Source organism: Amycolatopsis balhimycina FH 1894, from assembly GCF_000384295.1.
Lineage (GTDB): Bacteria > Actinomycetota > Actinomycetes > Mycobacteriales > Pseudonocardiaceae > Amycolatopsis > Amycolatopsis balhimycina.
Window position 1 is genome coordinate 1,812,989 of record NZ_KB913037.1, and the last position, 15,690, is coordinate 1,828,678.

The 15,690-nt window shown below is 73.3% G+C and carries 6 protein-coding genes; all 6 read left to right on the top strand.

Annotated features, from left to right (window positions below; genetic code table 11):
• Positions 1-104 precede the first annotated feature (104 nt).
• The 6 genes from A3CE_RS56205 to A3CE_RS0107365 all read left to right on the top strand — a co-directional run bounded on the left by A3CE_RS56205 (position 105) and on the right by A3CE_RS0107365 (position 15,542).
• Entirely contained in the window at positions 105-581 is a 477-nt protein-coding gene (locus A3CE_RS56205; RefSeq protein ID WP_125592225.1) for an SH3 domain-containing protein, read from the top strand.
• Between the two features lie 421 nt (positions 582-1,002).
• The gene (locus A3CE_RS0107345) at positions 1,003-2,763 is read left to right on the top strand and encodes a non-ribosomal peptide synthetase (RefSeq protein WP_260473799.1); all 1,761 of its coding nucleotides are present in this window, start codon (positions 1,003-1,005) and stop codon (positions 2,761-2,763) included.
• Positions 2,760-5,636, top strand: a complete 2,877-nt coding sequence (locus tag A3CE_RS0107350; RefSeq protein ID WP_020639429.1) for a condensation domain-containing protein — start codon at positions 2,760-2,762, stop codon at positions 5,634-5,636. Before A3CE_RS0107345 ends, A3CE_RS0107350 begins: the two co-directional genes overlap by 4 nt.
• Positions 5,633-5,902, top strand: a complete 270-nt coding sequence (locus A3CE_RS0107355) for an acyl carrier protein (protein WP_020639430.1) — start codon at positions 5,633-5,635, stop codon at positions 5,900-5,902. The genes A3CE_RS0107350 and A3CE_RS0107355 overlap by 4 nt, the downstream gene beginning before the upstream one ends.
• The gene (locus A3CE_RS0107360) at positions 5,895-7,406 is read left to right on the top strand and encodes a D-alanine--poly(phosphoribitol) ligase (RefSeq protein ID WP_026468250.1); all 1,512 of its coding nucleotides are present in this window, start codon (positions 5,895-5,897) and stop codon (positions 7,404-7,406) included. Before A3CE_RS0107355 ends, A3CE_RS0107360 begins: the two co-directional genes overlap by 8 nt.
• An 84-nt stretch (positions 7,407-7,490) precedes the next feature.
• A complete protein-coding gene (locus tag A3CE_RS0107365; RefSeq protein WP_026468251.1) occupies positions 7,491-15,542 on the top strand; it encodes a hybrid non-ribosomal peptide synthetase/type I polyketide synthase in 8,052 nt (2,683 codons plus the stop codon).
• Positions 15,543-15,690: the final 148 nt, after the last annotated feature.

A 15,690-nucleotide genomic window follows, 5' to 3' on the forward strand; every position in this document is an offset into this window, starting at 1 on the left:
AGCCCACCGTCTGCACTGCAGCGGGGCCGACCACCGGACCGGGTCGCCTGCATCACGTCGATGAATCAGAAAGAGGGAATCGTGGCCATGGCCGAGGGAAGGCCGTGAAAAGCTACAGCAGTGCGGTCGGTTGGCATTGCTACACGACATCATCAATTGATCTGAATCAGGGGAAATTAATGCGTACAGGTTTGCGCAAATTTGGTCTTGGTATCGCGGCCGCCATACTGGCCGTCGCCGGCTTCACCGTCGCTACCGCCTCACCCGCCGCCGCCGCTGCCGCCTCGCCCGCCGTCGCCGCGGTGACCTGCGGGCCGTCCGCGCCGGACTACGACGGTGGTACCGCCCAAGCAGTCAACCCGGTGTCGGGCTACAGCGGGCCGGCGATGCGGACCGGGCCCGGCACCAATTGCCAGCTCCTCACCCGGGTGCCCTGGTACAATTGGGTCTCTCTCAACTGCTACCGCTTCGGTGACACGGTCAATGGTGTCTCAACGTGGTCCGCCGTGCATTATGGCGGGTATTTCGGCTGGGTTTCCGACTACTACCTTTCCGGCCGGGGCAGCAACTACGCATGCTAGGCGTCGATCAGTGAGCCGTGACCTTCTCGATCAGGCCGAGGGTGCCGTTCCCGCACCCTCGGCCTGAGTGCGTGTTCGAGATCTTGATCAGCGTGACTGGTCGATGTTGCCGGTTCCGTCGTCCAGCGCGTGGTACCACCTCTACCGGGCAACCGCTGGGACCTCCCCGGCCCGGCAACCCCATCCTGACGCTCCACAGTGGATAGTTCGGCGCTCACCCTGACGGTCCGGGCCGTTGCAGCACGTGACATCGAGGTCCGCCTTGGTGATCGATTGCTCGCTCGGAGTACCGGCTTGGGCTGATCAGACCTGGGGAGCCGCCGAATGGGCGATACGTGCCGTCCACGTTCGTTGCTTAACTCTCTTCACCGAGTGGGTTCTGGGGCCGGAACATCATCCACGCGGCGAACCATGGGGGTTGATGTTGTCGCACCAGCAACCGACCGTGCCCGAATTGCTCGGGCACCACGTTCGGCGCTCACCTTCTGCCTGCGCTGTGCTCGACCGCCGGACCGGCGGCAGCCTGACCTATGGCGAGCTGTGGCAGCGCGCCGGGGCGCTGGCGGCGGACCTCGCCGATCGCGGTGTCCGGCCGGGCTCCCTGGTCGCGGTGGCCGCCGGGCCGTCGATCGACCTGGTCGTGGCGCTGACCGGCGTGCTGCGGGCGGGCGCCGCCTACGTACCGCTGGACCCGCACGCGCCGGCCGCCCGGGTGGCCACGATCCTGCGTGACTGCGGCGATCCGCCGGTGGTCGTGGGAGGCGGCGCGGCCGGCCGCCTGCCCGCCGGGCACCCCGTGCTCCCGGTCCCCGACGGCCCGGCAGCGGACGACCTCGACCTCCCACCGGCCGACGACGACGAAGCCGTGGCCTACGTGTCGTTCACCTCCGGATCGACAGGCAAGCCCAAGGGTGTGCTGGTTCCGCACCGGGCGATCGCCCGCCTCGTGGTCTCGCCGAACTACTGCACGGTGGCACCCGGCGACCGGGTGGCCGGCATGGCGAACCCGGCGTTCGACGCGACCACGTTCGAGCTCTGGGGCGCGCTCACTGCGGGCGCCACCGTCGTAGTGCTGCCGACCCCGGCGGAACTGCCCGTCGAGCAGTGGCTCGGCCTGGTCGCCGACACGGGTGTCGACACGATGTTCCTGACGACGTCGATGTTCCACACCATCGCCCGCGAGCGGCCGGACGCGTTCGCGGGGCTGGGCACGCTCGTGGTCGGCGGCGAACAGCTGGATCTCGAGCTCACCCGGCGCGTCCTGGACGCCGGTCCCCCGGGCCGGCTGGTCAACGGCTACGGCCCGACCGAGACCACCACCTTCGCCACCGCCTACCACTGCACCCGGGAGAGCCTGCGGGACCGGGCCAAGGTTCCGATCGGCTTCGCGTTGCAGCGCACCGAACTGCACGTCCTGGACGACGACCTCAGCCCGGTGGCGCCGGGCGAGCAGGGCGAACTGTGCGTCGGCGGGCCCGGGGTGGCCCTCGGCTACCTCGGCCGGCCCGAGCTGACCGCGAGCAAGTTCGTCGCCGACCCGCGCACCGGCCAGACCCTCTACCGCACCGGGGACATCGTGCGGGAGACGGCGGACGGCGCGCTGGAACTGCTCGGCAGGCGGGACCGGCAGGTCAAGCTGCGGGGCTTCCGCATCGAGCTGGAGGAGATCGAGCACGCGGCGGTCGCCACCCGGCTCGCCGGGCACGTGTTCGTCGAGAAGGTCGGCGACGGCGCGCAGGCCACCCTGGTCGGGTTCGCGCTTCCGGCGCCGGGCGTCGTCCCGGCGGACCTGCCCGGCCTGCTGCGCGACCGGCTCACCGAACGGCTGCCCGGCTATATGATCCCGGGCCGGTGGGTGGTGCTCGACGTGGTGCCGCTCGGGCCGACCGGCAAGGCCGACCGCACCGCGATGCTGGCCGCGATCAGTCCACAGCGGACGGCCGGGAACCCCGCCGGGCTGGATCTGGTCGGCGCGGTCGTCGCCGAAGTGCTCGGCGGCGTCGAGGTCGCCGCCACCGACAACTTCCTCGACCTCGGCGGCAATTCGATCTTGGCGGTGCAGGTGGCCTCGCGGCTCGGGGCGCGGCTCGCCGCGACGGTCGACCCCGCCGAGCTGCTGCTGGCCGAGACAATGGCGGAGTTCGCCGCCACCTTGCCGGGCACGGCGGTGCGCACCGCATGACCGCTGAGCTCCTACCGACCGGCGTGCGGGTCGCGACGTTGTCGAGCGCCCAGGAACGGCTGTGGCTGATCGAGCAGTCGGCGCCCGGCTCACCCATGTATTCGGTGCCGTTGTTCCTGCGGTGGACCGAACCGGTCGACGTGGCGGCATTGCGCGTGGCGCTCGACGGGCTGGTCGCGCGGCACGACGTGCTGCGCACCACCTACGAACGCCGCGGCGACCAGGTGGTGCAGGTCGTCGCGGGGCAGCACCCGATGCCGGTGGAGGTCGTCGACGACCCGCTGTCGCCCCACGAGGTCCGCCAGGACGCGGTCCGCCGCTGCCGGATCGGGTTCGACCTCGCCCGGACGCCACCCGCCCGGTGCGTCGTGTGGCGCGCGACCGGCGCGGTCCTGCTGCTGATCCACCACATCGCGGTGGACGGCTGGTCGCTCGTGCCGCTCTTCGAGGACCTGGCGGAGCTGTACCGCACCGGGCGCGCCGCGGCGCCGGTGGACGAACTGCGGTACGTCGACTATGCGCAATGGGACCGGCAGGTCTCCGCCGATCCCGTGGTCCGCGAGGAACTGCGGCGCCGAGCCGACGCGCTGGTCGCGGCACCCGGACCGGCCCGCCTCGGCGGTGCCCGGCCGGTCGCCGCGACACCGGAAGGCGCCCGGCCGGGCGGCCAGGCCGGCTTCGACCTCGACGCGGAGCTGGTGGCCGCCGCCGAACGGGTGGCGAAGCAGACCCGGAGCACGCCGTTCGTGGTGTTCCTGGCCGCGTACCTGGAAACCCTGCGGCGCTGGGCCGATCGCACCGAGTTCGTCATCGGGACGTCCACGGTCAACCGGCCGCACCCGGCGCTGGAGCGCATGGCCGGCTTCTTCGTCAACACCGTGCCGATGATCTTGCGCTGCCCGGACGGCGGCACGTTCCGTGATCTCGTCGCCGCGAACCGGACAGAGGCGTTCGCGTCGCTTCGCCACCAGCGGCTGCCGTTCGATCAGCTGGTGGCCGAGGTCGCGGCGCGCGGCACGAGCCGGCGCGGCCTCGCCGACATCGTGTTCGCCTACCAGAACTTCCCCGCGCCCGGCATCGACGAGCCGCTGTGGACGACCGAGCTGCTGCCGACCGGCACCGCGAAAGCCGACCTGCTGCTGATCGTCGAGATGACCACCGACGGCGCCCGCGGCACGAATTGCGCCCGCGGCACGCTCGAGTTCGCCACCGACCGGTACCCGGAGCAGCTCGGCCCCCGCTTCGTCGCCGACTACCTCGCGGTGCTCGACGCGGTGCTCGCCGACCCCGACCGGCCGTTGGCGGACGTCCGGGTGCCGAACGGACCGCTGGCCGCACCGCGACCTCCGGCCGAGCCGGTGCTCGCGGGCCGCGGCGCGCCGCCGCCCGCCGACGTGCGGCGCACGGCCGCGAACCTGTTCCGCACCGCGTTGTCCACAGTGGACGGCCTGGCCGTGGGGCGGATCGGCGACGACGACAACTTCTTCGCGCTGGGTGGCAACTCCCTGCTCGCGATCGCCATGCTCGGCGACGCCCGGGTGGCGCCCCGCGAGTTCCTCGCCGACCCCACCGTGACCGGGCTCGCCCGGCTTCTCACGCGAGAACCGGCGCCCGCTGCCGTGGCCGAGCCCCCCGCTGACCGGCCGCTCACTTCGGCGCAGGAACGAATGTGGTTGCAGGACCGGATGCCGCACCTGCGCGCGGCCTACCTGGTGCCGTCGATCGTCGAGTTCGGCCCGGGCGTCGACACCGGCAGGCTCGCCGCCGCGGTCGACCGGGTCCTCGCCCACCACCCGGCGCTGCGGTCGCGGTTCCGCCTCGACCGGGCGGCCAAGCGCGTGGTCCGCGCCGAGGGCTCCGCGGCCCGCACCACCGTCACCGACGTCACCGGTTGGCCACGCGACAAGCTCGCCGACCACGTCACGACGGGGAGCTGGACGCCGTTCGCGCTGGCCGACGAGGCGCCCGCACGGGCTGAACTCCTCGTGGACGACGACCGGTGCGTGCTGGTGTTCTGCGCGCACCACCTGGTGCTCGACGGCGCGTCTCGCCAGGTCGTGTTCGACCAGATCGGCGCCGCCTACCGCGGTGACCCCCTGGCCGCCGCGGATGCGCCCGCGCCACCCCCACCACCGGCCGACGCGGCGGAGCTGATCACCGCGCTCGCCGGGGCGCCCACCGACATCGCGCTGCCGCACGACCGGCCGCGCGGCGCCCGGCAGTCGATCGAGGCGGGCTCGGTCCGGCGCCGCCTCGGCCCGGCCCGCACCGCGCAGCTGCGCAAGGCCGCCGCCGACGCCGGGTGCAGCCTGTTCCTCGCCACGACCGCGCTGGTCGCCGGCACGCTCGCCCGGCACACCGCGCAACGCGACTTCGTGTTCGTGTTCCCGTGGTCGCAGCGGCCGGGCGCGGCCACGGACGTCGTCGGGATGTTCGTCAACACCGTGCCGATCCGGGTGGACCTGACCGGCGCGCGCACCTGGCGGGACGCGCTGGAGCGGGCGGCGGCCGCGGGTGCCATCGGTTACCGGGGTGCCGACGTGCCGTTCGACGAGGTCGCGGCGGCACTGCACCCGGCACGCGACCTCGGCAGGCCACCGGTCACCCCGGTGTACGTGGACGCCACCGACACCACGCCCCGCCCGCCGGACCTCGGCGCCGCTGCCCGGCTGTGGCCGCTGCCCGCGCTGAAAGCCAAGTACGAGATGGAGTTCACCGCCGTCGACAGCGGCGACGGGCTCGAGTTCGACCTGGCCTACCTGACCGGTCTGTTCGACGCGGCCACCGCCGGCGCTGTAGCCGACACCCTGCTGGCCTGCGCCACCGCGCTGGCCGACGACCCCCGATCGCCACTGGCCGAGGAGACACGATGAACCACCCGGACCCTGCTCCCCGGCCCGAACTGGTGGCGCTGGTGCGCCAGGCGTGGGCCGAGGTCCTCGACACCGACGAGGACGCCGTGCCACTGGAGACCGGCTTCTTCGAGGCGGGCGGCAACTCCATGCTCCTGGTGCTGCTCGGCGACGTGCTCGGCGACACCGCGGGCACCCCGCTGGACCTCGTGGAGTTGTTCCAGCACAGCACGGTGCGTGCGCAGGCCGGGCTGCTGGCCGAGGTGGGTGCCCGACCGCATGCCTGACCCGATCCGGCCCGACGCGCGGACGTTGTACCAGTGGTTCGCGGCGTCGGTGGCGCGCGGGCCCGACGCGGTCGCGGTCGAGGTGGACGGCGCCGCCGTGACCTACCGCGAACTCGACGACCTGTCCGCGCGGCTGGCCGCACGCATCGCCGCCGAGTGCGGCGCACTCCCCCGGCGGGTCGGCCTGCTCGCCTCCCGCAGCCTGCTCGCGTTCGCCGGCTACCTGGCGGCGACCCGGCTCGGCGCGACGGTGGTGCCGCTGAACGCCGGGCATCCCGTCGAACGCAACCGGGCCGTTTGCCGTGCGGCGCGGCCGGACCTGCTGCTCGCCGACGCGGGTGGCGCCGCGCAGACGGGTGAGCTGGCCGGGCTGGTGCCGAACGCCATCGTCGAACCGTCTCTTGCAGACCTTCCGGCGGCCCGGCCGCCGGACGCGCGCCCCGACCCGGACGCGGTCGCCTACATCCTCTTCACCTCCGGCTCCACCGGCAGGCCGAAGGGGGTGCCGGTGCGCCACCGCAATGTCGACGCGTTCCTCGCGCACACCGTGTCCCGGTTCGCGGTCGAACCCGGCTGCCGGCTGTCGCACACCTTCGACCTGACCTTCGACCTCGCGGTGTTCGACTTGTTCGTCAGCTGGGCGGGCGGGGCGACCCTGGTGTGCCCGGGCCGCACGGAGCTGACCCAGCCGGTGCGCTACCTCGCCGAGCGCGAGCTCACCCACTGGTTCTCCGTGCCCGCCGCGATCACCGTCGCCGCCGGACTGGGCACGCTGACCACGGGCGTGCCCGGTTCGGCGGCGCTGCGCTACAGCATCTTCTGCGGTGAGCAGTTCACCCTCCGCCAGGCGCAGGCCTGGCACGCGGTCGCGCCCCGGTCGGCGATCGTCAACGCGTACGGCCCGACCGAGCTCACGATCGCGTGCGCGGACTACCAGCTGCCCGCCGACCCGGCGGACTGGCCGAGCACCGGCAACGACACCGTCCCCATCGGAGCTCCGTACCCACACCTGGACGCCGTCGTGCTCGACGCCGACGGCCGCCCCGCGGCCGAGGGCGAGCTGTGCGTGCGTGGCCCGCAGCGCTTCGACGGCTACCTCGACCCGGCCGACGACGGGGGCCGGTTCACCGAGGGGCGGCACTACCGCACCGGCGACGTGGTGCGCCGCGAGGGCGGGCAGTGGGTGCACGTCGGGCGGCTCGACCAGCAGGTGCAGGTCAACGGGTACCGGGTCGAGCTCGGTGAGGTGGAGGCCGCTTTGCGGCGCACGGACGGGATCGGCGCCGCCGTGGTGATCGCCACCGCGCACGGCGGGCGGACCGAGCTCGCCGCCTTCTACACCGGTGACCTGCCCGCGGCGCGGGTGCGGCGGGAACTGCGCCGCACGCTGCCCGTGTACATGGTGCCGCGCCGGCTGACGCCACTGCCGAGCATTCCGCTCAACGCCAACGGCAAGGCCGACCGGCCCCGGCTGCGTGCCATGGCCGCCGCCGCGGCCCGCTGACTTCGACGCCGAGGCGGCACTTTCACGTGAAAGTGCCCCCTGGTGGTCACTGACCCGACAAAGGCTGACTCGACAAAGGAAACCATGCAGCGAAGCGATCGCGACATCGCCGTCATCGGCATCGCCTGCCGCTACCCGGCGGCGGACGGCCCCGAGCAGTTCTGGGCCACGGTCACCTCCGGCACCGACGTGGTCCGGTCGTTCACCGACGACGAACTCCTGGAAGACGGCGCCGACCCGGCGAGCATCGCCGACCCCGGCTACGTCCGGTCGGGCGTCGTGCTCGACGGGATCGCCGAGTTCGACGCGGAGTTCTTCGGCATGTCCCGCCGCGAGGCCGAGGTGCTCGACCCCCAGCACCGGCTGTTCCTCGAATGCTGCTGGCACGCACTGGAAGACGCCGGGCAGGCACCCGGTTCCGCGGGCCGCCGGGCCGGGGTGTTCGCCGGGGCACGCTCCAGCGTCTACCTGACGGAGAACCTGTCGTCCGCGCCGGAGCTGCTGCGCGCCGTCGGCGACTACCAGGTGGCGTTGTCGACCGACAAGGACTACCTGGCCGCGCGGGTCGCGTACAAGCTGGACCTGCGCGGGCCCGCCGTCTCCGTGAACACGGCGTGCTCGAGCTCGCTGGTGGCGGTGCACATGGCGAAGCAGAGCCTGGTACTCGGCGAATGCGACGTGGCGCTGGCCGGTGGGGCCGCGATCGAGCCCGCGCAGCGGCGCGGCTACCCGTACGTCGAGGGCGGCACGTTGTCGCCGGACGGGCACTGCCGCCCGTTCGACCGGAACGCCCGGGGCACGATCGCGGCCGGCGGGGTCGGCGTCGTGGTGCTCAAGCGGCTGGCCGACGCGCTGCGCGACGGCGACCCGGTGCGCGCCGTGATCCGGGGTTCGGCGATCAACAACGACGGCGCCGCCAAGGTCGGGTTCACCGCGCCGGGCGTGGACGGGCAGGTCGACGTGATCACCCGGGCGCTGGCCGACGCTCGCGTGCCGCCCCGGTCCGTCGGCTACGTCGAGGCGCACGGCACCGGCACCCCGCTCGGCGACCCGATCGAGGTGTCCGCGCTGACCAAGGCGTTCCGCACCGGCACCGAGGACACCGGGTTCTGCGTACTCGGCTCGGTCAAGGGCACCTTCGGCCACGCCGACGCGGCGGCCGGGGTCGCCGGGTTGATCAAGGCCGTGCTCGCGTTGGAGCACGGGATGCTGCCTGCCAGTCCGAACCTGGACGAGCCCAACCCCCGGATCCGCCTGGCGAAGAGCCCGTTCCGGCTCACTACCTCCACAGTGGACTGGACGGCGGACGGCAGCCCGCGCCGCGCGGGCGTCAGCTCGTTCGGCATGGGCGGCACCAACGCCCACGTGGTCCTGGAAGAAGCGCCGCCACGGCCGCCGGCCGCGGACCGGACCGGGCCCGCGCTGCTGGCCTTGTCCGCCGCGACGCCCCGCGCGCTGACCGACCTGGCGGAGTCGCTGGCGATCCACCTGGAGCGGCACCCGGGTGACCTCGCCGGGGTCGAGGCGACCCTGCACCGCGGCCGCGCCCGGCTCACCCACCGGCGGGTCGTGACCGGCGCCGGCCACGCGGAACTCGTGGCCGCGCTGCGCGAACCCGCACCGCCGGTCGAGGGCACCGACCGGCCGGTCGCGTTCGTGTTCCCGGGTCAGGGCAGCCAGTACGCCGGGATGGGCGCCGGGCTGTACCGCGGCGAACCGGTGTTCCGGGACGTGGTGGACGAGTGCGCGGCCGCGCTGCGCCCGCACCTCGGGCTCGACCTGCGGGACGTGCTGTACGGCCCGGGCAGCTCGGACGGCGGCGCGCTCGACCGGACCGCGCTGACCCAGCCGGCGTTGTTCGTCACCGAGTACGCGCTCGCCCGCACGCTGATGGACCGCGGCCTCACCCCGGTTGCCATGGCCGGGCACAGCATCGGCGAGTACGTGGCCGCGTGCCTGGCCGGGGTGTTCACGCTGCCGGACGCGCTCGGCCTGGTCGCGACGCGCGGCCGGCTCGTGCAGTCGCTCCCGTCCGGCGCGATGCTCGCGGTCGAACTCGAGGAAAAGGACGCCATCGAGCTGCTCCGGCCCGACGTGTCGATCGCCGCGGTCAACGGGCCGCGGTCCTGCGTGCTCTCCGGCCCGGCAGCGGCCGTGCGGGAGATCGAGGCGGACCTGCGCGCGCGGGACGTCGCCTGCCGCGCGCTGCGCACCTCGCACGCGTTCCACTCGGGGATGCTCGACCCGGTGCTCGCCGAGTTCACCGAGGCGGTCGCGGCGGTCCCGCTCGCCGAACCGGGCCTGCGCTACCTGTCCAACGTCACCGGCACCTGGGTGACCGCGAAGCAGGCCACCGACCCGCACTACTGGGCAAGGCACCTGCGCGAACCGGTGCGGTTCGCCGACTCCGCGGCCGAGCTCGCGCGCGCCGGGCTGGTGGTGGCCGAGGCCGGGCCGGGGCGCACGCTGACGACGTTGGTGCGGCGCGGCGAGGGCACGGCCGTGCCCTTGATGCGGCGAGCCGCCGACACGACCGGCGACCTGCCGACGCTGCTTTCCGGCGTCGGCCAGGTGTGGGCGCAGGGCGGGCGGGTGGACCTCGCCCGGTTCACCGGCAGTGATCGGCACCCGATGGTGTCCCTGCCCGGCTACCCGTTCCAGCGGCAGCGCTACTGGATCGAAGCCGGCCGCTCCCACTCCACAGTGGACAGCAAGCCGGCGGCCGAGGAGACGCTCACCGACGACCAGGCGCGCATCGCGGCGGTCTGGGCAGAGCTGCTGGGCGTCGACGACATCGACCCCGGCGACGACTTCTTCGACCTCGGTGGCGATTCCCTGCTCGCGACCCAGCTCGTCGCCCGGCTGAGCAGCCGGTTCGGGCTCACGGTCCCGCTCGGCGCCGTGTTCGCCACGCCCACCCTGCGCGGCCTGACCGACGCGGCGACTCCGACCACGCCCGGCCCCGCCGCGGAAGCCGTGCCCGTGCGGCCGTCGGAGCTGCCCGCCACGGCCGTGCAGCGGCGCATGTGGTTCCTCGACCACGCACACGACCACCCGGCCGCGTACGTCATCGCGACCGCGGTGGACCTGCACGGACCGCTGGACGTGGATGCCCTGCGCACCGCGCTCGCCGAGGTCGTCGCCCGGCACGAGTCCTTGCGCACGGTCTTCCACGCGCCCGAAGGCCGCCCGCTGCAGGTGATCCGGGCCGGGTTCCCGGTGGCGCTGCCGGTGACCGAGGCGCACCCGGCCGACCTCGACGACCTCCTCCAGGCCGCGGCACGCACGCCGTTCGATCTGGCCGAAGGCCCGCTCTTCCGGTTCTCCCTGGTCCGGCTCGCCGCCGAGCACCACGTGCTGGGCGTCTGCGTGCACCACATCGTCGCCGACAGCTGGTCGTTCGGCGTGCTGTTCGACGAGCTCGGCGCGTGTTACCGCGCGCTGCGCGCGGGAGAACCGTCGCCGCTGACCGGCCCCGCGGTGCAGTACGCCGATGTGGTCACCGACGTGGCTGCCGAGGCCGACCTCACGTACTGGCGGGAAAACCTCGCCGGGGCGCCCGGCACCATCGACTTGCCGACCACCGGGCCACGCCCGCCCGTGCAGACCTTCGACGGCTGGCTGGCCCGCCGCGTACTCGGCGCCGACCTGACCGGACGCGTCAACGCCGTGGCCCGCGCCCACGACGCGACGCTCTACATGATGTTGCTCGCCGCGTTGCAGGCGTTGCTGCACCGCTACAGCGGCCAGCAGGACATCTGCGTCGGCTCGCCGGTCGCGGGGCGCACCACGGCCGAACAGGAACGGGTGGTCGGCTGCCTGCTCAACACGGTGGTGCTGCGCACCTCGCTGGACCGCGAGCTGTCGTTCGCCGACCTGCTGACCCGGGTGCGGAGCACCGCGCTGGGTGCGTTCGCCCACCAGGGCGCACCGTTCCAGCAGGTGGTCGAGGCGCTGAAGCTGCCGAAGGACCCCAGCCGCAACCCGCTGTTCCAGGTGATGTTCAACCTGCTCAACACCAGGGGCGCCGACCTGGCGCTCAGCGGGCTCACCGTGACCGAGCACCCCGTGCACCCCGGCGGCGCGCAGGTCGACCTCGGGCTCACCGTGCACCAGCGCGACGGCGAACTGGTCTGCGAACTGGAGTACAACACCGACCTGTTCGACGCGGCCACCGCCGAGCGAACCCTCGGGCACTTCGAACAGCTGGTGCACGCGGTCACCGCCGACCCCGGCACCGCCATCGGCGCCGCGCCGCTGCTCACGGCGGCCGAGCAGGCCCAGCTCGCCGGCTGGTCCGGCATCGGCACCCCCGTGGCACCGCCGGCCGGCTGCATCCACGACCTCGTCGCGGCGCAGGCAGCCCGCACCCCGGACGCTCCCGCGGTCACGTTCGGCGACACTTCGCTGACCTACCGAGAACTCCTCACCCGCGCCGACGCCCTCGCGGCCCGCTTGCGTGACCAGGGCGTCGGGCCGGACACCCTGGTCGCCGTCGCCGTGGAACGCTCCGAGCTGCTGCCGGTGGCGCTCCTCGCGGTGTTGCGGGCGGGCGGTGCGTACGTGCCGCTCGACGCGGCCTACCCGCGACAGCGCCGGCAGTTCATCCTCGACGACTCCGGCGCCGCGGTGCTGCTCACCGAACGCGCCCTCGCCGACCGCTACGCCGAACAAAACCTGACCGTGCTGCTCGCCGACGAGCCGGCCGGGCACCAGCCCGCGGCCGCGGGCGGCACCCCGGCCTCGCCACACGACCTGGCCTACGTCCTGTACACGTCCGGATCCACCGGGCGGCCCAAGGGCGTGCGGGTCGAGCACGGCTCGGTGGTCAACTTCCTGCGGGGCATGCGCGAGCGGCTCGGCACCGGCCCGGCCGACACGCTGGTCGCGGTCACCACCTATGCCTTCGACATCTCGGTGCTGGAGCTCTTCCTGCCGCTGATCAGCGGCGGGCGCGTGGTGCTCGCGAGCCGGGACGTCGCGCACGACCCGGCCGACCTCGCCGCGTTGCTGGAGCGGGAGAACGCCACGGTCATGCAGGCGACCCCGGCCACGTGGCAGCTGCTGGTGACCGACGGCTGGACCGGCCGGCCCGGCCTGACCGCGTTGTGCGGTGGTGAAGCGCTGCCGGTCGCCCTCGCCGGGCAGCTGACCGAGCGGGTCCGGGTGCTGCACAACATGTACGGCCCGACCGAGGCGACCATCTGGGCCACCGCCGCCGAGGTGGTGCCCGGCGCGCCGATCACCATCGGCAAGCCGTTGCCGGGCGTCACCGCGCACCTGCTCGACCCGGGCGGGCAGCCCGTGCCGGTCGGCGTGCCCGGCGAACTGCACCTCGGCGGCGTCTGTCTCGCCCGCGACTACCTGGGCCGCCCCGAGATCACGGCCGAGCGGTTCGTGCCCGACCCGTTCGCCGCCGGCCCGGCTGCGCGCCTGTACAAGACCGGCGACCTCGCCCGCCACCGCGCGGACGGGACCATCGAGTTCCTCGGCCGCAACGACACCCAGGTGAAGGTTCGCGGTCACCGCATAGAACTCGGGGAGATCGAGACCGTGCTCGGCAGGCACGACGCGGTCCGCGACGCCGTCGCCGTGGTCCGCGAGGACGGCGGCGACAAGGCGATCGTGGGCTACGTGACGCTGCACGACGGCGCCGCGGCGCCCAGCACCACCGACTGGCGAGCGCACCTGCGCACCGTGCTCCCCGACTACATGCTGCCGTCGGCGTTCGTCGTGCTCGAGGCGTTCCCGTTGACCCCCAACGGGAAGGTCGACCGCACCGCGCTGCCCGCGCCGCAACGCACGGTGGCCGAAACCGGGACGGCACCGCGCACCGCATTCGAGGGGGACCTTGCCACGCGCTGGTGCGAGCTGCTCGGGTTGCCGGGGATCGGCATCGACGACGACTTCTTCGCCATGGGCGGCGACTCGTTCAAGGCGGTGCGCGCGGTGCGGGACCTCGGCGTGCCCGCGACCGTGATGGACCTCTTCACCCACCCGACCATCCGGCAGTTCGCCGAGCACGTCGCCGGGCCCGGCACCGGCACCACCACCGAGCAGAAGCTGCTGCTGCGGCTCACCCCGGCGCGGCCCACCACGGTGAACCTGGTCTGCGTGCCACTGGCCGCGGGCGGTGCCCTCACCTACCGGGAGCTGGCCGCCGCGGTCCCGGACCACATCGCGCTCTACGCCATCCAGCCGCCGGGCCACGACATCAGCAACCCCGACGAGCCCGCGCTCGGCTTCGACGAGCTCGTCGAACGGTGCGCCGCCGAGGTCGAGGCGCTGGCCGGTCCCGTCGTCCTGTATGGACACTGCATGGGCGGGGCGCAGACCGTCGCGCTCGCCCGCAAGCTCGAGGACGACGGGGCCGACCTGCTGCGGGTCGTGATCGGCGGGCACTTCCCCGCGCCGCGGATGCCCGGCCGCTTCTCCCGGGCGCTGCGCGCGATGATGCCGTTGCGGCGCACCACGTCCAAGCGCCGTGCGCTGGAGTTCCTGCGCGCCACCGGGTTGTTCAACGAGGTGACGGACGCCGCCGAGCAGGACTTCCTGATGCGGATCTTCCTCGACGACACCCAGCAGGGCGAGGACTTCTACACCGACGCCTTCCACGGCGGCGGGTTCCGCAAGCTGGCCGCGCCGGTCGTGTGCGTGGTCGGCGACGGTGACCGGGTCACCGAGCTGTACCAGGAGCGGGTGGCCGAGTGGACGCACTTCTCCGATGCGGTCTCCCTGCACGTGATCCCGCGGGCCGGGCACTACTTCCACAAGCACCAGGCCGACCGGCTCGCGTCGTTCGTCGTCGCCGGGGAAGGCGCGCCGGTGACACCGCCACCGCCCGCGGACATGCGCGCGTTCCTGCTGGTCGCGCTCGGGCAGCTGGTGTCGCTGATCGGGTCGGGGCTCACGACGTTCACCCTCGGCGTGTTCGTGTACCAGCGCACCGGGTCGGTGTCGCTCTTCGGGTTGATCAGCGTGCTCACGTTGCTGCCCGCGGTGGCGCTCGCCCCGGTCACCGGCGCGATCGCCGACCGGTGGGACCGGCGCAAGATCATGATCGGCGCGGACGTGTTGTCCGCGGTCAGCTCGATCGGCCTGGTCATGTTGCTGTGGCTCGGATCGCTGCAGCTGTGGCAGGTGTACCCGTTGGTGGCGCTGGGTGCGATCGCGGTCGCGTTCCAGCAACCCGCGTACCGCGCGGCGGTGACGCAGCTGGTGCCCAAGCGCTACTACGGCCGGGCGAACGGGCTGGCGCAGCTCGGCAGCGCGGCGGGCACGGTGCTCGCGCCGCTGCTCGGCGGCGGGCTCGCGGTGCTGGTCGGCCTGAACGGCGTCGTGGTGATCGACGTGGTGACGTTCGGGTTCGCGTTGCTGACGCTGCTGCTCGTGCGGTTCCCGGACCGGATGTTCAACCGGCTCGAGGAGCCGTTCACCCAGGAGCTGACCGGTGGGTGGCGCTACCTCGTGCGGCGGCCGGGGCTGCTCGCGATCATCCTCGCCACGTCCGCGCTCAACTTCACCCTGGCGATGGTCGAGGTGATCGCCACGCCGCTGACCCTGTCGATGGGCGCCGTGCCGACCCTGGGCCTGGTGATGTCCGCCGGTGGCATCGGACTGCTCGGCGGCAGCGTGCTGACCAGCCTGTGGGGCGGGTTCCGGCGGCGCACCACCGGCATCCTCGGGTCGTTCGCGCTGATCGGCGTGTTCATGGTCGTGCTGGGCCTGGTGCCGAACCCGGTGTTCCCGGCCGTGGGTCTCTTCGGCATCGGCCTCGCGTCCGCGGTGCTCAACGCGCACTGGGGGTCGATCGTGCAGGCGAAGGTGGGCCTGGAACTGCAGGGCCGGGTGTTCGCCGCCAACCTGATGGTCAGCTGGCTGATGGTGCCCGCCGGGTTCGCGCTGGCCGGGCCGCTGACCGACGGGGTGTTCGAGCCGCTCGCCGCCGCCACGGGGATGCCCGGGCGCGGTATGGCCTGGCTGGCGATGGGGGCGGGCATCGCGTCGCTGGTCTTGGCGGTGGGCGCGTGGCGGTACCGGCGCCTGCGGCTGCTGGAGGACGAACTGCCCGACGCCATCCCCGATCCCGTTGTACTGAAGGACAAGGACGTCATCCAGGCGAAGGCGGCCGCCTGACCCGTCAGAGCTCGAGGACGGCGTCGCGCACGACAAGGCGCACAGGTTCATCGGCGATCGACCGCGGCTCGCCCGCCGGCCGGAGGCGGAGTTCACCCCGTGGCTCGCCGGTGCCGCACGTGTTCGTGCTCGGCGTTGTCCACAGCGC